Source organism: Achromobacter sp. ES-001, from assembly GCF_019448355.1.
GTDB lineage: Bacteria > Pseudomonadota > Gammaproteobacteria > Burkholderiales > Burkholderiaceae_B > Achromobacter > Achromobacter spanius_B.
The window spans coordinates 4,743,592-4,765,569 of sequence record NZ_CP079940.1 but is presented as its reverse complement, the minus strand read 5'-3'; the positions used below and the strand labels follow the sequence as shown (position 1 = coordinate 4,765,569).

The window sequence follows — 21,978 nt, the reverse complement described above, 5'->3', positions numbered from 1 at the left end:
AATGAGGCATGAAAAAATCCAACAGCTACTCCCCAGAAGTCCGTGAACGTGCCGTGCGCATGGTTCTGGAGAACGTGAACGACTACCCATCCGAATGGGCAGCGATCGAATCCATTGCGCCCAAGATCGGTTGTGTTCCGCAAACGCTGCACAGCTGGGTGCGCAAGTATCAAACTGACCTGGGGCGCAGGCCCGGGCAGACCACTGAGGAACGGGAGCGGATCAAGGCGCTGGAACGCGAGAACCGGGAACTGCGCAAAGCGAACGAGATTCTGCGCCTGGCCAGTGCGTATTTTGCCCAGGCGGAGCTCGACCGCCGCAACAAACCCTGAACGCTTTTGTCGACGAGTACCGGGACCAGTACGGAGTCGAGTCGATCTGTCGCGTTATCCAGATCGCTCCGTCCGGTTACTACCTGCATGCCGCCAAAGCCCGTCAACCCGAACTGCGAAGCGCCCGTGCCAAGCAGGACGAGCTGTTGAGCGATGAAATCCAACGCGTCTGGGATGACAATATGCAGTGCTATGGCGTCGTGAAAGTCTGGAAGCAGCTCAAGCGGGAGGGCATTGATATTGCTCGATGCACGGTACAGCGGCTGATGCGTCAGCTGGGCCTGCAGGGTGTTCGTCGCGGTCTTGTGATCCGTACCACGACGCCTGATGGAAGCGTGATCTGTCCGCTGGATATGGTCCAGCGACAGTTCCATGCGGATCGACCCAATCAGCTATGGGTGTCCGACTTTACTTATGTTTCAACGTGGCAAGGCTGGCTCTACGTCGCCTTCGTGATCGATGTCTTTGCCCGGCGAATCGTTGGCTGGCGGGTGAGCAACAGGATGCGAACAGACTTCGTTCTGGATGCCCTGAAGCAAGCGCTGCACGCTCGACAGCCGAGCCGCATGGACGGCCTAATACACCATAGCGACAGGGGTAGCCAATACGTCTCCATCCGATACACGGAGCGTCTCGCTGAGGCCGGCATAGAGCCCTCTGTAGGCAGCAAAGGCGATAGCTATGACAACGCTTTGGCTGAAACCATCAACGGGTTATACAAAGCGGAGCTGATCTATCGGCAGTCCTGGCGTAGTCGCGAAGCCGTGGAAATCGCCACTTTAAAATGGGTTCACTGGTACAACCACCAGCGGTTGCTGAGCTCGATTGGGTATATACCCCCGGCAGAAGCTGAGGCAAACTTCTACCAGCAACAATCCGGTCAGGCCATGGCGGCCTGACTTAAACGAAATGGCCTCCATAAAACCCGGTGTGATTCAAGCTGTGAAGCTCCCCGCGCTTGCTAATTTGCGAACGGATCGTCTCGGTCGTATCCGTAGTTTCGCGCAGCTGCCTCTTGATGTCGTCCAGATCGTCCGACATCGCTGCGTTCGTTGCTCGGGTCTTGAGATAGGCACCAAAGAAAGAACCGGCAGCGGCGACAACTAGCAGGACCGTCATCGACACCAGTTGCTGCTGCCAGCTTCCCAGTCCGGCCAGGGCATTCGCCAGTTCCTGAATAGCCGCTACGACGCTCTCGTCCATGTGACCTCCCGTTGGATGGAAAGAGTCTAGTTGAGCCTAGCGTGTCGAGGGGCTCCGGTGTGAGCCCATACATTGCGCCTATCGGTTCGAGCGTTATGCCGACCCGTTGACCCACCCATTAGTCGTTCATCGTCGCGAGCCCCCCAGTCGGCCATTGAGATCCTGTACACGGAACGACGGTCGCCGGCACATCGCGACTTCACTCCTTCAAATGATCCACGGGCACTTTCAAGGCGCAACCCTGTTCAGCGCTTGACGACCTTCAACATCGGCATCTAAAATGAAATTCAAATGATTAAAACGAAATTAGAGAAACGGAAATAGGAGGCTGGGCATGGCCAAACGTGTAAGGCTTGGTGCGGGCTCGGGATTTTGGGGTGACGCTCAAGATCCGGCACAAGAGCTGTTGGAGCGAGGCAATCTGGATTACCTGTGCTTCGACTACTTGGCCGAATTGACGATGGCGCTACTGCAGCGGCAGAAGCTGAAACGGCCGGATGCGGGCTACGTGCCGGATGCGGTTCAGACCATGATTAATCTTTTGCCCCGCGCTACCGCAGTAGGAACGAAATTGATTTCCAACGGTGGCGGGGTGAATCCTAGAGCTGCGGCACAGCGCATCGCCGAAGGCGCGCGCCAAGCGGGACTTGCTGGCACGCGCATCGCGCTGATTGAAGGCGACGACATGCTGGACAAGCTCGACGACCTGATGGGGCAGGGGGTGCCACTCCGCAGTATGGATACCGGCGACGAAAACTTCGCGGCCATCCGCGACCGCGTCGTTTGCGCCAATGTCTATACCGACAGTTCGGGCATCACCGCGGGTCTGGAAGGCGACGCGGATGTGGTGATTGCCGGACGTGTGTCGGACAACGCGCTTTACGTCGGCCCGCTCGCCCACGAGTTTGGTTGGCGCCGCGACACCGCACACATCGACCGTTACGCTGCTGCGGTGACACTGGGCCACATCGTCGAATGCGCGGCAGGCTGCTCGGGCGGGATGTCTTCCCGGTTCGCGGAGATGCCGCACATGGGGCGAGCAGGATTTCCCATTCTTGAAGTGGGCGCGGATGCCGAGGCCATCGTCACCAAGCTGTCGGGCACTGGCGGCCGTGTCGATGAATGGACGATCAAGGAGCATCTGGTCTACGAGGTGGGCGATCCGCGCCGCTATCTTATGCCCGACGCCGTGGCAGACTTCACTTCCCTGAAACTGATCGATGAGGGAGAGGACCGCGTACGCGTCAGCGGCGTGCGCGGTGAGGCAGCGCCCGACCTGTGGAAGCTGGTGGTCGGTTACCAAGACGGCTGGATCGGCGAGACCATGGCGTTTTTCCCATGGCCATACGCCTATGACCGCGCCGTAAAGGCGCGCGAAACCATGCTCGAACGTTTCGAGCGCATGGGACTGGCCGCCGAACAGATTCACTTCGATTTTGTTGGACTCAACACCTTGCACGGTCCCGCCGCCACCTTCCCGGGGCGCGAACAGGCCAACGAGCTGCCCGAAGTCGGGCTGCGTTGCGCGGTGCGTACACGCACGGCCGAAGAGGCCGACAAGGTGCGCCGCGCGGGCACGAACCTCTGGATTATGGGCCCGGGCGGCACGTCCTTCGGCACCCCAATGAAGCCGCGCCCCGTCATCTCCCTGTGGCCGACCCTGATCCCGCGGGCCGCCGTCGAACAGAAAACCGAAATCCTGAAGGCCTAAGGAGGGCTCTGATGACGCTTCAAGTGAAAGACATCGCCTATGTGCGCTCCGGTGACAAGGGGGACGTGTGCAGCGTGGGACTGGTGGCCCGAGGACAGCATGAGTACGCGCAACTGCTCGCGAGCGTAAAGCCCGCCGACGTCAAGGCGCTTTACGGCGATTGGGTCCAGGGCGAGGTGGAGTGCCACCCCATGGACAACATCGGCGCCATGATGGTGATCATGCGTCATGCGCTGGGAGGCGGGGCAACGCGCACCTTGCGGTTGGATCAGACGGGAAAATCGCTGGGGCATGCGCTTTTGCGCCTGCCCGTGCGTGATCCGAGCTGAATCCCTGTAATCCCACCGACGGTATTCAACAAATGGCTATTCTTTCTTCCCGCCCCGGGCCGGGCAGCCCGGACTTCGCCGCGAATTCGGCGGCGTATGAAGCATTGCGCGCGCCGCTGCTCGCTGCAAGAGAACGAGCGATTGCTGGCGGCGGCGAACGCGCGCGCCAAGCGCATCTGGCGCGCGGAAAGCTGTTACCGCGCGAGCGTATCAATACGCTGCTGGATGCCGGCACGCCGTTCCTGGAGGTCGGCCAGTTAGCTGCCGATGGCGCGTACGATGGCCAGTCGCCGGGAGCCGGGATCATTACTGGTGTCGGCATTGTGTCCGGCCGGGCCTGCATGATCATGGCCAACGATGCGACGGCCAAGGGTGGAACGTATTACCCGCTGACCATCAAGAAGCAGGTGCGCGCCCAGGCCATTGCACGTGAGAACGGCTTGCCCTGCGTCTATCTGGTGGATTCGGGAGGTGCCTTTCTGCCTTTGCAGGGCGACATATTTCCGGACGAGCAGCACTTCGGCAAGATCTTTCGCAATATCGCCGAGATGTCGGCCCTTGGGCTTAAACAAGTTGCGGCGGTGCTGGGCGCTTGCACTGCCGGCGGCGCCTATATCCCAGCGATGTGTGACGAAACCGTGATCGTCGACAAGGCGGGCATGATCTACCTGGGCGGACCGCAGCTGGTGCAGGCCGCTACCGGCGAATTGGTTGACGCCCAGGAGCTTGGGGGTGCGGACACGCACACCCGCCTGTCCGGCGTGGCCGACCATTTCGCGAACGATGAGTTGCACGCACTCGAACTGGTGCGCGGCATTCTTGGACGCTGCGAGGCCCCGGCACTGGCGCCGCCGCCCCGTCCGTGCCGGCCTCCCCGCTACGAAGCGGCGGAATTGCCCGGACTCATTCCCGCCAATCCCAAGCAGGCAATGCCTATGCTGGACGTGCTGGCGCGCCTGCTGGACGGCAGCGAACTGGTGCAGTACCGCGAACGCTATGGCACCAGCCTTATTTGCGGCACCGGCGCCATTGGCGGTTATCCGGTGGGCGTGCTCGCCAACGACGGCGTTCTTCTTGGCCAGAGTGCCCAGAAAGCAGCCAACTTCATCGAACTGTGCTGCCAGGAAAACATCCCGCTCGTATTTCTGCACAACATCAGTGGCTTCATGGTGGGAGTGCAGTACGAGCAGGGCGGTATAGCGAAGGACGGGGCGAAGATGGTCAACGCGGTTTCCACGGCCCGGGTGCCCAAGTTCAGCGTCATTGTCGGCGGCAGTTACGGAGCGGGCGCGTATGCCATGTGCGGACGAGCATTCGGACCCCGGTTCATGGCCATGTGGCCCAATGCCAGGACCTCTGTGATGGGCGGGGAACAAGCCGCCACGGTGCTGGCGCTGGTGCGCGGCGAGCAACTGGCCCGTCAGGGCAAGGAATTCAGCGCCGAAGAGGCAGAGGCCTACAAGGCGCCTATCCGCGATACCTATGGTGCCGAAAGCACCGCCCTGAACGCAGCATCCCGCTTGTGGGTAGATAGCGCGATTGAACCCGCCGACACCCGCGACTGGCTGACGCTTGGCTTGGCGCTCGCAGCCGCCGGACCGAAGGAACCCACGCGCTTCGGCGTGTTCAGGATGTAGCCCATGTTCAAGAGAATCCTTATTGCGAACCGGGGGGAGATCGCTCGCCGCATCGCGCGCACCTGCCAACGGCTGGGCATCGAATACGTTGCGGTGCATTCCCTAGCTGACGTTGGCGCTGCGCATCTGCGCGGCGCCATTCGGACCGTTTGCCTGGGCGCGGGGTCTGCAGCGGACAGTTATTTAAATGCCGGGAAGCTGCTCCAGGCTGCGCGCGAAACAGATTGCGAGGCAGTGCATCCCGGCTACGGTTTCCTGTCCGAGAACAGCGAGTTCGCGGCGAACGTGGAGGCCGCGGGCATGGCGTTCATCGGACCGTCGCCCGCCACTATTGCGGCGTTGGGAGACAAGGCGCGGGCAAAGGCGCTCATGCGCGCGGCTGGAGTGCCGGTCGTGCCGGGCACCGACGAGGCCAGCGACAATCCCGCCACCATAGAGGCGTTGGCGCGCGCCATTGAACTGCCTATTTTGCTCAAACCCTCCGCCGGCGGCGGGGGCAAGGGCATGCAGATAATTACCCAATACGACGACCTGCCTGGGCTCATTGAGTCGGCCATCCGTGTCGCCCGCAGCAGTTTCGGCGACGGCCGGATGATCGTGGAGCGGTACATCGAGGAGCCGCGCCACATTGAAGTACAGGTGTTCGGCGATGGCTGCGGGAATGTAGTGCACCTGTTCGAGCGGGAATGCTCGTTGCAGCGCCGACACCAGAAGGTCATGGAGGAGGCGCCTGCGCCGCACCTGCCGGAGCGTGCGCGTCAACGACTGCTGGAGGCGGCGGTGCAGGGCGCGCGCAGCCTGGACTATCGCAACGCCGGCACCTTCGAGTTCATCATGGACCGGGACTACAACTGCTACTTCCTGGAGGTGAATACCCGCCTGCAGGTAGAGCATCCTGTCACAGAGGCGGTAACCGGGCTGGATCTCGTTGAATGGCAGTTGCGCGTGGCGGCGGGCCAGTCCCTGCCGCTGGCGCAGTCCGAAATCGCCTGCCACGGACACGCTATCGAAGCGAGAATCTACGCGGAAGACCCGGCCCAGGACTTCCGTCCTTCGCCCGGCACCGTGGTGCACGCTCGCTGGCCGTCTGCCCTGCGCGTGGACGCCGCGCTGGATGAATCGGGCGACGTTCCGCCTTTCTATGACCCGATGGTGGCAAAGATCATCGCCAGCGCGGGCGATCGTCCGACCGCGATTGCCGCCTTGAAGTCGGGCCTGGGCCAGACATCGTTGCTAGGTGTCTCCAGCAACCTCGGCTACCTGTTGCGCCTGCTGGACGACCCGGGAGTATTGAACGGGCGCGTGCACACCCGTTACCTGGACGAACACAAATCGCTGCAAACTCCGTGCAGCCGCCCGGCTGCCGCAGCAGTCTGCGCCACGCTGCCCTTGCCTGTGCAGTCCATGGCAGCCTCGCCCTGGCATGCCGGCGCGGCTTGCGGCGCGATGGACCGGGTGTTCCTGGATCCCGGCGCGCCTTTGGGGCGCGTGCGTTTCCTGCTGGACGCCGAGGCGACATCGGTGGCTCTTCACGCCGTGGACGGAAGCGATGTCCGCGCGGGCGACAACCCGCAAAGCTGGAACGTGTCGCGCGATGCGTCCAGCTTGGGCGGCGTTGTGGACGGGTGGCGCTGGGACGCCTGCCTCGCGGCCGAAGGGTGGCATCTGCAGGTGGCGGGCGACCATTACTCGGTGCGCCCGGTTCTTCACGAAGGCAACGCCTCCGCTCGGGACGCCAGCGGGGCGACGGCACCGATGTCAGGCGTTATCGCAGCCGTGGCGGTGCAACCGGGAGACCGGGTGGCCCCGGGCGATGTCCTGGCCGTGATCGAGGCCATGAAGATGGAGTATTCGATCGTTGCCGATGTCGATGGAACAGTGGCGAATCTGCGCTACGGCCCAGGCGACAGCGTGCGGGAGGGCGAACTCATTGCCGACATCGTCCAGGACGACGCTGCGGCGATCGATGAGGGCAGGCAAATCGACGAACCGAAGTTTCAGGCCGGCAGCAGCCGCTAGGACCGAGATCATCATGCAGAAACCGCTAAGCCATATCCGTGTGCTGGACCTCTCCCGCATCCTGGCCGGCCCCTGGGCCACGCAGAACCTGGCCGATCTCGGCGCAGAAGTAATCAAGGTGGAGAAGCCGGATGTCGGAGACGACACCCGGCAGATGGGGCCGCCTTTTCTCAAAGACCGGCAGAGCGGTGAGAACGGCGACGCAGCCTATTTCATGAGCTGCAACCGTGGCAAGAAGTCCCTTGCCATCGATTTCTCGAACCCTAGAGGGCAGGAGATCTTGCGAGAGCTGGCGCGTAAGGCCGATGTCTTCGTCGAGAACTACAAGGTCGGAGCATTGAAGCGCTACGGTTTGGATTACGCCTCGCTTCGTGAGATCAACCCTCAACTGGTCTATTGTTCTGTGACGGGTTTTGGGCAAACGGGACCCTACAAGGACCGCGCGGGCTACGACTATCTGATACAGGGTATGGGTGGTCTGATGAGCGTGACGGGCGAACGCGACGACCTGCCCGGCGGGGGGCCGCAGCGGGCGGGTGTCGCTGTGGCTGATCTTTTGGCGGGGATGTACGCCACCACAGCCATTCTTGCCGCCTTGCAGCATCGCGATCGCGGCCATGGAGGCCAGCATATCGACATCAGCTTGCTGGACTGCATGGTGGGTTCGCTGGTGAACCAGTCGATGAACTATCTGGTCAGCGGGCGCGTGCCCCAGCGCATGGGTAGCGGCCACCCCAATATCGCGCCCTATGCGGTCTATCCGGCTGCCGATGGGCATCTGGTGCTCGCGGTCGGCAACGACACCCAGTTCCGCCGCCTGTGCCAAGCGGTCGGGCAGCCCGAGATTGGCACGGATCCGCGCTTCGCCACCATCGCCGACCGCGTGCACAACCGGGCCGAACTGGATGCCTGGCTGGTTCCCGTCACACGTTCGCGCCGGCTTGCCGACTGGACGGCGCTGCTGGAACGGGCGCAGGTCCCTGGCGGACCCATCAATGGCATGGACCAGGTCTTTGCCGACGAGCACGTAGTCGCGCGTGGCATGCGCGCCGAGTTGGAGCATCCGCTGTACGGACCGGTTCCGACCGTGCGCAACCCCATCCGTTTTTCAGAAACGCCACTGGACCCGGCCGGCGCGCCACCATCGCTGGGCCAGCATAACGAAGAGGTACTGCAATCACTTGGGATTGCAACGGAGCAGATGGCGGAGCTGCGTGCCGCCGGCGTGCTCTGACCGACCATCAAGATAACCAAACAACCAGGAGAAGACAGTATGCGCAGATCAATCAACGTGGACGAGAACGGGCTGGAGGTGCTGGGCCTGGGCTTTTACTGGGACGACGTCGAGCCCGGCTACCGCTTTCGCACCTTGGGCCGCACGATTACGGAGGCCGACATCACTCTGTTCATCGGTACGGTGGGCATGGTGGAGGAAATGTTCACCAATCTGGACTATGTCGCGTCGCAATCCATCATCGGCTCGCGTCCGGCTCCTGGTTCGCTTGTTTTCTGCATGGCCGAAGGGCTGTTGATGCAGAGCACGATGCAGCGCACCGGCATGGCGTTCATGGAGGCGGATATCAAGGTCCACCGGCCCACGAACGCAGGCGACACCATCCATGTCGAGTGCGAAGTGGTCGAAGCCCGGGGGACTAGCAAGTCAGAGCGCGGCCTGGTGCGGACCTCAAATCGGGTGGTCAACCAGCGAGGGGAGGTGGTGCTTACCTATAACCCCCTGCGTATGGTCAAAACCCGCCCGTAGCTCGAAGCCCCACAAATTTTTCACACGAGGGACGCGTAGACGGCCCCGTTTCACTCAAGGAGACATCAATGAAATTTTCCCTGCTTTTCGGGTTGCTAGCGTTAACTGTGTGCGCCCAGGGCGCAGTAGCGGCGCCTGCCTCCGCCTTTCCCGAGAAACCTATTACGGTCGTTGTTCCGTTCGCTGCGGGCAGTCCTACCGATGCAGTGGCCCGTGTGCTGTCTGACTCGCTTTCCAAGCGACTGGGGCAGCCGCTGATCGTGCAGAATCGTCCGGGCGCCACCGGTATGATCGGCAGCGAGTATGTGGCGCGCGCGCAGCCGGATGGCTACACCCTGCTGTTCGGCACTAACACTACTCAGGTAGCGAACAAATATTTCTTCAAGAACGTGTCTTATGACGGTCTGAAGGATTTCGCGCCAGTCGCCATCGTCGGCGGCGTGCCGCATGCGTTGGTCGTCAATCCGTCCGTGCCGGTCAGTTCCGTGGCGGAACTCATCGCCTATGCGAAGGCCAACCCGGGCAAGCTCTCGTTTCCCTACGCCAACAGCACCACGCGCATCACCGGCAGTACGTTTCGCGTGATGACGCATACCGATATCTCGGAGATTCCTTACAAGGCTTATGGCCAGGCCGTGTCCGAACTGTTGGGTGGGCAGACACAAATGATGTTCATCGATTTTTCGACTGGCCTGGCCTACATGACCTCGGGCAAGCTCAAGCCCTTGGCCATCACCCCGGCCCGGTCGGACAAACTTCCCGGCGTGCCCGCTATGAAGGAGGCGTTGCCAGGCTTCGAGATCGGAAACTGGAACGGATTATTCGCGCCAAAGGGAACGCCGCCTGAGATCATTGACAAGCTCAATCGGGAAATCACCGGCGCGCTTGAGCAGCCGGAGGTACGTAAGCAGATCGATGGCACAGGCTATGAATTGCTGCCGCCCATGGCGCCCCAGGCGTTCGGAAAATACATTGCCGAGGAGAGTGCGCACTACGGCAAGTTGACCCAGGCCGCGGGCATCAAACCTGAATGAGTATCGGGCCGCGCGCCGTTCGCGCGCGGCATGTACTTCCTTGATTTTCCTGATTAGCGAGTCGCCCTGCATCATGAATAAACCCGACGCCCCTGTTCTGTACTCCGTGCAAGACGGCATCGCCACGATCTGCATAGACCGCCCGGCTCAGCGCAACGCGTTGTCCATCGCTATCTGCGAGCGCCTGCTGGATCTGTGGGACGAGGTCGAACGCGACGACGCCGTGCGAGTGGTGATCCTGACCTCCGCCGACTGCGGCGTGTTCTCTGCCGGCATGGATCTTAAGGAGGCCGCCCAGGTGCGCGCCGAAACCGGCAAGGACATGCTGGAGATGCTGCGGGATCCCTTCCACCAACGCATGCGCCAGGTTCCCAAGCCGATCATCGCCGCCATGACGGGCCACTTCACCGCCGGGGGTATGGTCTTGGCTGCAAACAGCGATATCCGGATCGGCTTGCAGGGGACCCTCGGCGGCATCTCCGAGGCCAAGGTGGGGCGAGGGTCGCCCTGGGGAGTGCCCATGCTGTGGATGCTTCCGCAGCCCTTCATGATGGAACTCATGCTTACCGGCGAGATGCATCCCATCGAGCGCTTTTACCAATTAGGTTTCGTGAACTATGTTGAGGCCGCGCCCGATGCCGTGCGCGAGCGGGCCCAGGCTATAGCGCGCACCATCGCCAACAATGCGCCGCTTACCGTCTGGGCAGCCAAGAAGAGCATCGGGGCGGCAATGGACCTTGGCTGCGAGCGCGGTCTGGAGGCGGCCTGCCGGTACCATGAGCGCGTTTATTCGAGCGCTGACGCAATCGAGGGGCCTCGGGCCTTCGCCGAGAAAAGGGCGCCGCGCTGGATCGGGGCGTGACGATGGACGGCGCTTCGGCTTTTGTCCGGCGCGACGACGATGACGGCGTCGTCACGCTCACGCTAAACCATCCCGACACACTCAATCGCTTCTCTGATGGTTCGCAGTTCCTTGAATTGGCTGCGCACGTGCGCAGGGCCAATGCGGATCCGGCGGTTCGTGTCCTGCTCATCACGGGAGCGGGGAAGGCGTTTTGCGCGGGCGGAGATCTGCGGCACATGGCGGAACGAGAGGGGTTTTCCGCCGGGGACGTTGCCCAGGTGCAAGCGCGCTACCGCGAAACCGTGCACCAATTGCCAGCAGCGCTGGCCGAAGCGGATGTTCCGACCATTGCTGCAGTGAATGGCGCGGCCTACGGGGTGGGCTGCGATCTGGCGTGCTTTTGCGATATCCGGATCGCCGCAGAGAGCGCGCGCTTTTCGGTCAGTTTTGCCCGCCTTGGCATTGTGGCTGGCGATGGTGGAGCCTGGATGTTGCCGCGGCTCGTTGGCCGTTCCAAGGCCATGGAACTGGCTTTCACCGCGGAGTCCATCGATGCCCGGGAGGCGCTACGCATCGGTCTCGTGTCGGATGTGGCGCCGGACGATCGGCTGGGCCAGCGCGCCGCGCAATTGGCGCGGAAGATTGCGCGGCATCCTTCCGCGGCGTTGCGCATGCACAAACGCCTGCTGCGAGACGCCGAACAGCACACACTGGCAACTCATCTGGACGTGGTGGCCGCATTTCAAGCGATCGCACACGCATCTGAAGACCACCTGCGGGCGGTGCGCGACGCGGTTGGCGCCCTGGGGAAACCTCGTTAGTCTTCGTCTTCGGCGGCTAGGGCGATACGCTCGGCGATGGCCAGCAGCGACGCTGCAACCTGGCCCCGCAACACCGCTTCCGTGACATCCACACTCACGGCCATGGCGGCCAGGGCGAACTCCGAGCCCGCCTTTACCGGGGTGGCGATGGAGGCGGTGTGCGTGGCCACGGGCGCGGCCAGGTAACACCAGCCCGTTTTTTCCAGATCTCGGAACGCGGCGTAGACTTCGTCGAGCGGTCGCGACACGCCGGAGGGCGCGTCAGCCTCGATCATGCGGAGTAATTCATCGCGTTGTTCCTTCGGTCGTCCCCATAGGTAGGCGCGGCCGGAGGCCGAGACGGCCATAGGAAAACGAGCGCCGCTAGTCAGGCCCAGCTGTACCCGGCCGGCGGGAACGCAGTGCTCGACTACCAGCATATGCAGCCGGTCGCGCGTGCTCAGCGTGACATGGACGCCGAAGCGCTGCGACAGCTCGCGCATAAGCGGCCTGGCTGCCTGGCCAACCGCCAGACCCTTCTTGGCAGCTCGACCCAGCGCCAGGCAGGCAATATGGGGTTCGTAGCTGTCGCCTGTGGCCTGGAGAAAATGCTGGGCCTGCAACGTCTGGACGAGCTTTTCGGTCGTCGGGCGGGACAGCTCAAGTTTGCGAGCGATGTCTGCCAGCGTGAGTTTGCGGTGGCGCAGGTCGAACAGACGCAGCACCTCCAGGCCCCGACGCAGCGAATCCACCTGGGCGTCGTCGCGCGGCGTGCCCGGTGTCAATTGGCGAGTCCGTACCATTATTATTCCGCCTGCATATTGCTGAGTTCGGCTTCAAGTCGGTTTTTGAGGGCGAGCAGGTCCGGGATAACTTCCTGCTTCAGCCGCGGCAACTCCAGGGAATTCGACGGTGCGGCGCAGCCCAGGGCATAGGTGTGTGGACCTTCTGGCGTGTCGACGACCACTGCGGCGCCGTTGGTGCCGGCCTCAAGGGTGCCGGCCGCGATGCAATAGCCGTCGCTCGCCATTTGAGAAATGGCGGTCGGCACTTCGCGGCTCAAGAGCTCCCAAGCTTGCGGGTCAGCCGTGCCAAGCTTTTCGAGGAATGCCGTGCGTTCGGCATCGCCCATTGCGCCGACCAGTGCCCTGCCCAGGGCCGAGCGGTCAATGCGAAGGCGCGAACCGGCGCGCACCCGCAAGGTGAAAATCATGTCTCGGCTATGAGCAACCTCGTTGCAGACCATGCTGCTGGCATCGGGTGAGGCGAGCACGACGGAGACCTGATGCTGGTCGGCGAACTGCTGCATCAGCGGCCTCGCTAGCATGACAAAGTCCCGGTGCGAGGCCGCGATGAACCCAAGCGCAAGCACGGCCGCGCCTAGGCGATAGGCGGCTCGCTGGGCCGAATATTGCAGGTATTCTGCTTCCAGCAGATTGGCCGTGAGGCGGGATACTGTCGGCTTGGGCAGGCCGGTGAGCGCCGCGATTTCGGAGTTGCTCAACCAGTCATTGTTCGGTTCGAACGCCGAGAGAACGGTCAACCCGCGCGACAGCACCCGGACTTGGCGAATGCCTGGCTTTTCGGAGTACGAATCAGCGGATGTATTCATCGAGTCATCAAAATGAAATTAGACTCGATTCTACAGGCAAGCCCCGTGATATGGGCTTGGTTTAACCGTCGAACGCTCCCTAAAAGACCTTCGGACGACGCTTTAGCCACCAGCCGTATTGTTCTGGCCAAGCCAGAAACTCTGGATCGGCCTGCAGAGCCAAGCGGGCGTGCAGGGGCCAATTCGGATTGAGAAGGGCCTCCCGCCCGACAGCCACCAAATCGGCCTTATCCCCAACCAGAATCGCCTCGGCCTGCTCCGGATCAACGATCAACCCCACTGCGATCGTCCCGATGCCAGCCTCCTGCTTGACCGCCTGCGCAAAGGGAACCTGGAACCCCGGCCCGCGCTTGACGGCCTGCGGACCTTGTCCCGCCGTGGCAGGCGCCTGTATGCCACCGGATGAACAGTCGATCAGATCAACGCCCAGTGCTTTCAATTCGCGGGAAAACAAGATGCTGTCTGACAACTGCCACCCGCCCTCAATACCGTCGACGGCCGATATCCGCACAGATACCGGAATGTCGGAGGGCAGGGCGTCCCGGACGGCGGCCGCGACCTGAAGGGGAAAGCGCATCCGGTTCTCTAGCGACCCGCCATACTCGTCCTGCCGCTTGTTGGTGACGGGCGAAAGAAAGCTGTGCAGCAGGTAGCCATGCGCGGCGTGAATTTCGACAAACCGGTATCCCGCGCTGACTGCGCGGACTGTCGCGTCGCGGAAGCTGGCGCCGATGCCAGCCAGTTCGCTGGCCTCAAGTTCGCGAGGCACGGGCCAGCCTTCCTGTACCGGCACGGAAGAGGGCGCCGTGGTCTCCCAGGCCTGATCTTCCGAAGACAGTGCCAACGGCCGATTGCCTTCCCAGGGCCTGCCCGTGCTTGCCTTGCGGCCGGCATGACCGATCTGAATCGACGGCACCACGCCGTGCGTGGTCATGATGCGTGCTAGTTCCGCAAGTCCTGGGATCTGCTCATCGCTCCAGATTCCCAGGTCGCCAAGGGTTCCCCGGCCATCGCGGGTGACAGCCGCGACTTCAATCATTGCGCTGCCGGGTCCGCCCCGGGCCAGGCCGGCGGTATGGAACCGGTGCCAGTCCTGGACCAGTCCGTCGATGGCGGAGTACTGGCTCATCGGAGAGATGAGTACGCGATTGGGCAACTCGACGCCGCGCAGTTTGAACGGGGTAAACAGTTTGGTGTCCCGCATGAGGTTCCTCGTTTCGGATCGTTGTGTCATGGCGGAGGATCAGGCTTCGTAGTCCAGCACGATGAGCTGCCGGCTTAGTGCCGCGACTTTCTGCTTCAGCGGCACGTGGGCGGGAGCCTGCTGGTAGTGGTCGTGGGCGGCTGAGTCCACGAAGTCCGCCACGAATGCGTGGGTGTAGGAATGGGCGCGATCCGACGCATTGGTGGCAATGCGCAGGTCCAGGATACCCGGGATCTCTTTCTTGATCGTCTGGCACATGCCGACGATGTCTTCGTGGTCTTCTCTGGTGAGCGGGGCGTTGAAGCTGAGCATGACAATATGTCGAAACATGATGGCTCCGATCGATCAGGAAATGGTCAACCCGCCGTCGACGGCGAGGATGTGGCCGGTCGTGGAGCGGGACTCGTCGGAAGCCAGATACAACGCGGCGTGGGCGATATCTTCGGGCTGCACCAGCCCAAAAAGCTGGCCGTCCAGCGATTTGCTGGTGACGCCATCGTCTTTCAGCAGCTTTAGCACGCGCTCTGTCGCCGTCGCTCCGGGAGCCACCGCATTCACGCGAATTCGGTACTGTGCATATTCCACAGCCATCGACCGGGTCAGCGCGCTGACTGCGCCCTTGGCCGCCGTGTAGGCGTCCTTGCCGTGAGTGCCGATCAGGGCAAAGATGGATGTGCTGTTGATGACGGACCCGCCGTTCCCCGCGTCCATCATGGCCTGGATGCCGTAGCGGCATCCCAACCAGGTGCCAAACAGGTCGAGTTTCATCTTGGACCAGAACTCGTCCACCGGAGCGTCCGTCACGCGGCTGTCGCGCACGGTCGAGCCTCCGGCATTGTTGTACAGCACGTCAAATCGTCCGAACTCCGCCACGGTCCGTTTGACGGCCGCCTCCAGGCTTTCGGGTTCGGTGACGTCGGTGTGGATGAAGCGGGCAGGGCGGCCCGTCGATTTTTCGACGATGGCGGCGGTCTGCTCGCCCGCGGCGGTGTCACGCTCGGCGATAACGACCTGGGCGCCTTCCTGGGCGAATAGCAATGCGCTGGCACAGCCGATACCGGCGCCGCCGCCCGTGATGAAGGCGACTTTTCCTTCGAGTCGATGCATAAATACCTCGCAAAAAACGGATAAGTGGATGAGGGATGCGTGGGGGTCAAATGCCCAGATAGGCTTTGCGCACCGATTCACTGCTGGCCAGCTCCGACGCCAGGCCTTGCAACTGAATCTCACCGCGCTCGAGGATGAAGGCGTGGGTCGCAATCTCCAGTGCCATCTCTGCGTTCTGTTCCACAAGCATCACATCCACGCCTTCCGCCGCGATGTCCTGGATGATCTGGGCGATGGTGTCGACGATGGCGGGCGCAAGCCCGATTGTGGGCTCGTCAAGCAGCAGTAGCCGCGGCTTGGCCATCAGGGCGCGGCCGACAGCAACCATCTGTTGCTGGCCGCCACTGAGACTACCCGCCGGTGACTTGAGCCTTGTCTTCAGAGCGGGAAAGCGTTCCAGCACGTCTGCCATTCCCTGCTGAATGGCATTCTTGCTTTTCTCGCGGTAGGCGCCCAGTTCCAGGTTTTCCCCTACCGTCATGGCTTTGAACAGGCGCCGGCCTTCGGGCACCAGGACGAGGCCCCTGGAGACGAGGGCATCGGGTGCCAGTCCGGTGATGTCTTCTCCATAAAGGCGGACACGTCCGGAAGAGGGCGCGACCAGGCCGGTCAAGGCCTTCATGATGGTCGATTTTCCGGCGCCATTGGAACCGACGATGGTGGAGATGGATCCCCGCTTCACCGTGAAGCTCGCCGCGCTCACCGCCGGCACGATGCCATACATCACCGACAGTCGCTCGACGTCGAGCACATTTTCGTTATTGTTCATGCCGCTTCCCCAGATAGGCCGAAATCACGCGCGGATCCCGCTGGATCTCGGCCGGGGTACCGGTGGCTAGAAACACGCCATAGTCCAGCACCACGATGCGATCGCAGATATCCATGACCGCCTTCATGTTGTGTTCCACAAGCAGCATCGAAACGCCGTACTCCTCGCGCATCCTGCGGAAGATCGCCAACACTGACGATGCCTCGGTCTGGTTCAGACCGGTCAACGGTTCGTCCAGGCAGAGCAGGCTTGGCCGGGCGGCGAAAGCGATGGCGATGCTGACCAGGCGCTGCAGGCCGTGCGAAAGGTTCCCCGCAACTTCGCTCAGGACTTCCGACAGGCCCATAAGCGCCGCGGTTTCTCGTACGCGTGCGTCCCGTTCAGCTTTATGGCGCATCGTCGCGAACGTACCGACGACGATGTTGTCGTAGACGGTCATGTCGCGCAGCATGCTGTCGTGCTGGAACGTGCGGACCAGGCCCTGCCGGGAGATCCGGGCGGCGCTCTGGCCGGTGATGTCCTGGCCCATGAAGGTCAGCTTGCCGCCAGACGGCTTGTAGTAGCCGCTTACCACGTTGAACGTGGTGCTTTTGCCGGCGCCATTGGGGCCGATGAGTCCAAGGATTTCTCCTTTGCGGACTTCGAAGCTCAAATCCTTGATTGCCACCAGGCCGCCAAAGCGGCGGCTCAGGCCATCGACTTTAAGTAGTACTTGGTTTTCCATGAAGACCTCAGGCGTGGGGCTTCGCCGCGGCAGTCAGCCCAGGCGCGCGCTTGTTGAGGTGGCGGCCCAGGCCGATCAGGCCCCCCGGCATCAGCAGCACCGAGATCACGATGGCGGCTCCGTAGAAGATGTGCTCGTAGGGGCCGAAGCTCAGGGCGAACTGGCCGAGCAGCGTCAAAACGATGGCGCCGACGACCGCGCCCAGGATGTGGGATTCGCCGCCCACCTTCAGATAGGCCAGCGCGTATACCGCCAGCAGGAAGCCAAAATCCCCCGGACTGATGACGTTGTTCGAGTAAGCCAGTAGCGCACCGGCAATGCCGGCAACGAACGAAGAAACACCCAGGCACAGCACCTTGGTCAGATGCACGTTGATGCCGACGGTCTCGACGATGGCGTCGTTATTGCGGATGGCCACAAGGACTTTGCCGAAATCGGATTTCTCGATGAACCAGAGCGCCCAGAGCAGTGCGAGCACCACGGCGACGACCAGGGCGGGCAAGTAGCCGTCCAGGTAGGCCGGCGGAAAGATACCCACCATGCCGGAGCTCCCTCCGATGGCTTCGGTCTTGGTGTAGATCATGCGGATCACTTCGGTGAAAGCGAAGCCGATCAGCATGAAATAGGGGCCCTTGGCGCGCAGCGTGATGTAGCCGAACACAAGGCTGATCAGGCCGGCGAAGACTGCGCTTGCCACCAGCGTGAGCAGGAAGGGCCAGTTGAACGTGACGCTCCCGACACCCGCCATATAGGCGCCTAGGCCCACAAAGCCGGCGACGGCAAAATTCAGTTCACCGATCAAGGTGACAAAGCGGAAGCTGGCGGTAATCAGCACGTTGACGGCCAGCCACAGGACCAGGCTGGCGGCCAGGCCGCCGCCCTGAAGCAGGCTGGCGGCGATCGCCACCAGGCCGACCGAGGCGATTGCAGGGGTGAGTAGCGATTTAGCCATTGCCGAGAATTCCCTTCGGACGAACGAGAAGTACAAACATGGTCAGGACGAACATCGTGATCGTGGCCCAGGTGGGATCGAAGTAGTAGCCGCCCAGGCTTTCGATGACGGCGATCAGCAGGCTGCCCAGGATTGCGCCGGGTATGCTGCCCAGCCCGCCGATGACGATCGCGATGAAACCCCGGATGAGATAGTCGCTGCCGATGATCGGGCTGGAAACGGTCACGGGCGATAGCAGTACTGCGGCGATCGCCGCGAGCGAGGTCGCGATGAAAAAGCCGGCCAGGGCGATCCGTCGGTACGGGATGCCCTGCAGCATCGCAGCCTCATGGTCTTCCGAGACCGCGCGCAGTGCCTTTCCCAGACGGCTTGACGCGATGGTCCAGCACATGAGAGCGGCCACCAGCAGTGCGCAGCAGGTGATGATCAGGCGCTGGATGGTGATGTAGGCGCCCATGATGTTCACCGTTCCTTCGACCAGCGCGGGGAGCTTGTTGGGAACGCCGCCGAAGGATTCCAGGAATATGCCTTGCAGCAACAGCGAGAGGCCGACCGACACCACAAAGGAGCCGGTCATGTCGCGCTGGAACCGCTGGAGGGCGAACTTGTAGATCACCCCCCCCAGTAGCAGCGTCAAGGCGATCCCAAGCACTCCGCTCAGCGCATAGGACGCAAAAAGCGGCAACTGCTCGCTGATCAGGAACGGGACTGTCACTCCCATCACCAGCAGCGGCAGCGTAAAGAACTCTCCGTGTGCGAAGTTGACGATTCGCATGACGCCGAAGATCAGCGTCAAGCCCAACGAGAACAGGATGTACGCCGCGGCGATCTGCATACTGTTCATGATTAATTGCATGTAAACGTCCAACTTGTCTCCCCCGACTTATCGCCGTCCAGCGTTCTGATTACTTGCCTTGCGCCAGGCGCTTTTGCAGCTCTTCCGGCACCACGCGCTCAACTTCCACGAGCTTTCCGTCTTGAATCTGCGTGATCATGACCGGGATGAGCATCTGCTGAGGCGAACCGTAGGTCGCCTCGCCACCGAACGCCGTCTTGCCGTACGACGTGTCAAAGACGATCTTGGGCATGACCTTCAGAATCTCGGCAGGTTCGATGCTTTGCGCGGCTTCCATGCCCGCCTTGAGGGCGTACACAGAGTCGTAGGGTGCGAGCTGCAGCGGGTTGAGTGATTCCCCGACGGCCTTTTTCATGCCTTCGTTGAGCTCACGTTGCTTGCTGGTTGCCTGCTGTCCGGCGTAATCGCCCGAAAAGCCCATGTACACCCCGTTAGCTGCTTGACCGCCAATGTCCACGAGCTGCGCTGCCCCCGTGCCCACCGGCTGAACCTTGACACCGTCCCATCCGAGTACGGCCAGTTCGCGGAAGAGCACGCCTGCATCGGCCGGGGGAGCAACGCCCAGGTCAATGACGTCCGGCATCACCGCCGCGAGTTTTTGCGCAATGGGCTGGAATTGCGTGGTGCCGCGTTCGTACCAGTTGACTGACACCACCTTCACGCCAAGCTTTTCCCAAGCCTTCTGGGCGACCGGTTCGGTCTCCTTGCCGGTCGCGTCGTTGGGATTGAGCATGGCAACGGTCTTGATGGAGCCGTGTTTGGCCTTTACGTAGGCATACAGGGGTTCCAGGATTTCGAACGGCGTGGTCGATTGGGTCAAGGTGTAGGGCTTGGTTGGTCCCTTGACGGTCTTGCCCCAGGCCGAGGTGAACAGAATGACCTGGTTCCGCTCGGTGAGCGACTGCAAAGCCAGAATCGGCGCGGTGCCGATGCTGCCGACCACGTAGCGGGATTTGTCGCGATTCACGATGTTCTGCGCGACCTTGGTCCCTTCCGCGGCGTTGTATTTGTTGTCGTAGGCACGGACTTCAAATTTATAGGTGGTGCCGCCGATCTTCACGCCGCCGGCGTCATTGATTTCCTTGGCGGCCTGCTTGGCGGTCCATTCCTGTCCAAGCCCCCACGTTGCAGCGGCGCCTGACATCGGCGCGGATACGCCCAATATCAAGGTCTTGGTGTCCTGTCCGAATGCGGCGCCGGACGTGAGCGACGCCGTCGCCAAAGTCACAGCCGTAAGAACGCAGTTGAGGTTCTTCATCTTGTCTTCTCCGTATTTATAGGTGTAGTGATTCCCGGCGCGTGCCGGCTTTTACCGGATTCCCGGTATGTCTTTAGCCCGACTGAGGTGTACGTCCGGCGCTGGTCCAGCGCGTGGCTTCGTTGGGGCCGTGGTTGTCCACGTAACTCGACACCTGCTTGAGCAGTCCGGGCGCAATGCCTGCCTGCTCGCTCAGTGCCAAGGCCAGGTGCAGATCCTTCGCGACGATTCGGTGGATGTCCGGGTAGGCGTCTTCCGTCGGCGACCACGCGCGGAATTGCGCGCGGCCCAGGGCCGCGTTGGCAGTCAGAAAGTTCCTTCCGGTACTGACGTCCAGGATGGGCGCGAAGCTCTCAAGGGAAACGCCATGCGCCTGAGCCAGTTCGATGGCTTCAGCGGTCAAATAGATATTTGCCACGCAGACCATGTTGTTGATGATCTTGGCGACCTGCGCAGATCCCAACGCGCCGCAGTGGAAAATTCGGCTACCCATAGCCTGCATCAATGGCCTGGCCAGTTCGGCGTCGGATACGGCTCCGCCCACCATGATCGTGAGCGTTCCTTCTTGTGCGCCCACGACGCCGCCGCTCACCGGCGCGTCGAGCAGGTGGGCGCCGGCTACAGCGAGCGGCGCCTCCAGCGTGCGCAGGGTAGCGGGCAGCGTGGTGCTCATCATGCACACGATGGGCTGGTGGCCGCTGGGAATGGCGTGAACCAGTCCGCCGTCGCCAAGCAGGGCGTCTGTAATTTGAGCGTCATTGGCGAGCAGCACAATGATCGCGTCCGCTCCAGCGCAATCCTTCACTTCAGAAGTTGTGGCGACGCCTTCACGGGCAAAGCTCTCGCGTACGGCGGCACTGCGGTCGCAGATGATGAGGTCAAAACCTCCACGCCGAACGCAGCGCGCCATTGGCGCACCCATGTTGCCGGCGCCGATGAAGGCGACTGTTTTGATGGATTTCATGAGCGCTGCTCCGCCTAGACACCCAGGTCCAGGTCGAACCGGGGAGCGCGGCGCTCTTGCAATGCGCTCACTCCCTCCCGCGCCTCGGGGCTTCCGAAGCCCATGAACTCCAGCGCCAGCGAGGTATCGAAAATGGGTCCGGCCTGACGCAGCCAATTGTTCAGGGCGTACTTGGTCCACCGCATCGCACCCGGCGCGCCTGCCGCGAGCTTCCCGGCGATCTCAAGGGCTTTGTCTTGAAGCGCGTCGTCCTCAACGCACAACGACACGAGACCCAGCGCTTCGGCCTGCGCGCCGCTCACGGGTTCGCACAACATCAGGTGGTATTTGGCCTTGGCCATCCCGCAAAGCAAGGGCCAGATGATGGCCGCATGGTCGCCTGCGGCGACGCCCAGCTTGGTGTGGCCGTCCACAATGCGGGCCGATTTCGCTGCAATCGAGATGTCGGCCAGCAGAGCCGCCACCAGACCCGCGCCCACCGCCGGGCCATGAATGGCGGAGACGATAGGTTTCGAACAGTTGATGATGTTGTAGACCAGGTCTCGGGCTTCTCGCCAGACACGGGCCCTGGCCTTGAAATCGTCGTTGATCTCTTCGAGCATGCGGAAATCACCACCAGCCGAGAACGCACGCCCGGCTCCGCGGATGATCACGGCGCTGACCTCGGGATCGGTGTCGATCTCGCGCCATACCTCCGCCAGTTCGGCGTGCCCCCGGGAATCCAGGGAATTCATGCGCTCGGGGTTGTTCAGCGTCAGGCGCAGAACACGGTCAAGCGGACGGTCGAATTCAATCGCCGTGTAGTTCTGATAACGAAGGTTTTCTGTCATCCTCGACTCCAACTTCAGGTACGTGATTGGG

At 62.2% G+C, this 21,978-nt stretch carries 23 protein-coding genes and 1 other annotated feature; of the genes, 10 read left to right on the top strand and 13 right to left on the bottom strand.

Features of this window, described 5'->3' with window-relative positions:
* Positions 1-8: 8 nt before the first annotated feature.
* Positions 9-1,231 (top strand): IS3 family transposase gene (locus KYT87_RS21600; protein ID WP_088591529.1). Its coding sequence is split into 2 segments (ribosomal slippage): positions 9-294 and positions 294-1,231, totalling 1,224 coding nucleotides; the frame shifts between segments, so codons are not numbered across the junction.
* Positions 287-403, top strand: a sequence feature (AL1L pseudoknot). Its footprint overlaps the gene before it by 117 nt.
* Before the next feature lies 1 nt (position 1,232).
* On the opposite strand, the gene KYT87_RS21595 is transcribed toward KYT87_RS21600, so the two are convergent.
* Entirely contained in the window at positions 1,233-1,535 is a 303-nt protein-coding gene (locus tag KYT87_RS21595) for a hypothetical protein (protein ID WP_088591530.1), read from the bottom strand.
* 334 nt (positions 1,536-1,869) lie between these two features.
* Here KYT87_RS21595 and KYT87_RS21590 point away from each other — a divergent pair, with 334 nt between their 5' ends.
* The 9 genes from KYT87_RS21590 (at position 1,870) to KYT87_RS21550 (ending at position 11,692) form a co-directional block, all read left to right on the top strand.
* Positions 1,870-3,246: an acyclic terpene utilization AtuA family protein gene (locus KYT87_RS21590; RefSeq protein WP_088591531.1), complete on the top strand. Its 1,377-nt coding sequence runs from the start codon at positions 1,870-1,872 to the stop codon at positions 3,244-3,246.
* Positions 3,247-3,257: 11 nt separating this feature from the next.
* Positions 3,258-3,575, top strand: coding sequence for a hypothetical protein (locus KYT87_RS21585; protein WP_012248146.1), 318 nt, complete (start codon positions 3,258-3,260; stop codon positions 3,573-3,575).
* A gap of 32 nt (positions 3,576-3,607) precedes the next feature.
* Positions 3,608-5,212, top strand: coding sequence for a carboxyl transferase domain-containing protein (locus KYT87_RS21580; RefSeq protein ID WP_088591532.1), 1,605 nt, complete (start codon positions 3,608-3,610; stop codon positions 5,210-5,212).
* 3 nt (positions 5,213-5,215) lie between these two features.
* Positions 5,216-7,231 (top strand): biotin carboxylase N-terminal domain-containing protein, encoded by a 2,016-nt coding sequence (locus KYT87_RS21575; protein WP_088591533.1) that lies wholly within the window; start codon positions 5,216-5,218, stop codon positions 7,229-7,231.
* Between the two features lie 13 nt (positions 7,232-7,244).
* Positions 7,245-8,465 carry a CaiB/BaiF CoA-transferase family protein gene (locus tag KYT87_RS21570; RefSeq protein ID WP_191295211.1) on the top strand — a complete coding sequence of 407 codons (1,221 nt, stop codon included), beginning with the start codon at positions 7,245-7,247 and terminating at the stop codon, positions 8,463-8,465.
* Positions 8,466-8,504: 39 nt separating this feature from the next.
* On the top strand, positions 8,505-8,993 hold the full coding sequence (locus KYT87_RS21565; protein ID WP_012248150.1) for a MaoC family dehydratase N-terminal domain-containing protein: 489 nt from the start codon (positions 8,505-8,507) through the stop codon (positions 8,991-8,993).
* 68 nt (positions 8,994-9,061) lie between these two features.
* On the top strand, positions 9,062-10,027 hold the full coding sequence (locus KYT87_RS21560) for a tripartite tricarboxylate transporter substrate binding protein (RefSeq protein ID WP_050729659.1): 966 nt from the start codon (positions 9,062-9,064) through the stop codon (positions 10,025-10,027).
* 73 nt (positions 10,028-10,100) lie between these two features.
* Positions 10,101-10,889, top strand: a complete 789-nt coding sequence (locus KYT87_RS21555; protein WP_012248152.1) for an enoyl-CoA hydratase/isomerase family protein — start codon at positions 10,101-10,103, stop codon at positions 10,887-10,889.
* 2 nt (positions 10,890-10,891) lie between these two features.
* Complete coding sequence (locus KYT87_RS21550; protein WP_088591534.1) at positions 10,892-11,692, top strand: enoyl-CoA hydratase-related protein; 801 nt, start codon at positions 10,892-10,894, stop codon at positions 11,690-11,692.
* On the opposite strand, the gene KYT87_RS21545 is transcribed toward KYT87_RS21550, so the two are convergent.
* The 12 genes from KYT87_RS21545 to KYT87_RS21490 form a co-directional block, all read right to left on the bottom strand.
* Positions 11,689-12,456, bottom strand: coding sequence for an IclR family transcriptional regulator (locus KYT87_RS21545; protein WP_223283382.1), 768 nt, complete (start codon positions 12,454-12,456; stop codon positions 11,689-11,691). The two genes, KYT87_RS21550 and KYT87_RS21545, sit on opposite strands and share 4 nt — an antisense overlap.
* Positions 12,457-12,476: 20 nt before the next feature.
* The gene (locus tag KYT87_RS21540) at positions 12,477-13,283 is read right to left on the bottom strand and encodes an IclR family transcriptional regulator (protein ID WP_012248155.1); all 807 of its coding nucleotides are present in this window, start codon (positions 13,281-13,283) and stop codon (positions 12,477-12,479) included.
* Positions 13,284-13,362: 79 nt separating this feature from the next.
* Positions 13,363-14,487, bottom strand: a complete 1,125-nt coding sequence (locus tag KYT87_RS21535) for an NADH:flavin oxidoreductase/NADH oxidase (protein ID WP_012248156.1) — start codon at positions 14,485-14,487, stop codon at positions 13,363-13,365.
* A 39-nt stretch (positions 14,488-14,526) separates the two neighbouring features.
* The gene (locus tag KYT87_RS21530; protein WP_012248157.1) at positions 14,527-14,817 is read right to left on the bottom strand and encodes a Dabb family protein; all 291 of its coding nucleotides are present in this window, start codon (positions 14,815-14,817) and stop codon (positions 14,527-14,529) included.
* Positions 14,818-14,832: 15 nt separating this feature from the next.
* A complete protein-coding gene (locus tag KYT87_RS21525) occupies positions 14,833-15,594 on the bottom strand; it encodes an SDR family NAD(P)-dependent oxidoreductase (RefSeq protein WP_012248158.1) in 762 nt (253 codons plus the stop codon).
* A gap of 46 nt (positions 15,595-15,640) precedes the next feature.
* Positions 15,641-16,363, bottom strand: coding sequence for an ABC transporter ATP-binding protein (locus tag KYT87_RS21520; protein ID WP_088591535.1), 723 nt, complete (start codon positions 16,361-16,363; stop codon positions 15,641-15,643).
* Positions 16,353-17,087, bottom strand: coding sequence for an ABC transporter ATP-binding protein (locus KYT87_RS21515; protein ID WP_050729656.1), 735 nt, complete (start codon positions 17,085-17,087; stop codon positions 16,353-16,355). The genes KYT87_RS21520 and KYT87_RS21515 overlap by 11 nt, the downstream gene beginning before the upstream one ends.
* Before the next feature lie 7 nt (positions 17,088-17,094).
* A complete protein-coding gene (locus KYT87_RS21510; protein WP_088591536.1) occupies positions 17,095-18,039 on the bottom strand; it encodes a branched-chain amino acid ABC transporter permease in 945 nt (314 codons plus the stop codon).
* Entirely contained in the window at positions 18,032-18,895 is an 864-nt protein-coding gene (locus tag KYT87_RS21505; RefSeq protein WP_088591538.1) for a branched-chain amino acid ABC transporter permease, read from the bottom strand. The genes KYT87_RS21510 and KYT87_RS21505 overlap by 8 nt, the downstream gene beginning before the upstream one ends.
* A gap of 49 nt (positions 18,896-18,944) precedes the next feature.
* Positions 18,945-20,153: an ABC transporter substrate-binding protein gene (locus tag KYT87_RS21500; RefSeq protein WP_050729654.1), complete on the bottom strand. Its 1,209-nt coding sequence runs from the start codon at positions 20,151-20,153 to the stop codon at positions 18,945-18,947.
* 73 nt (positions 20,154-20,226) lie between these two features.
* Positions 20,227-21,117: an NAD(P)-dependent oxidoreductase gene (locus KYT87_RS21495; RefSeq protein ID WP_012248164.1), complete on the bottom strand. Its 891-nt coding sequence runs from the start codon at positions 21,115-21,117 to the stop codon at positions 20,227-20,229.
* 14 nt (positions 21,118-21,131) lie between these two features.
* Positions 21,132-21,947 carry an enoyl-CoA hydratase/isomerase family protein gene (locus KYT87_RS21490; protein ID WP_050729653.1) on the bottom strand — a complete coding sequence of 272 codons (816 nt, stop codon included), beginning with the start codon at positions 21,945-21,947 and terminating at the stop codon, positions 21,132-21,134.
* Positions 21,948-21,978 lie beyond the last annotated feature (31 nt).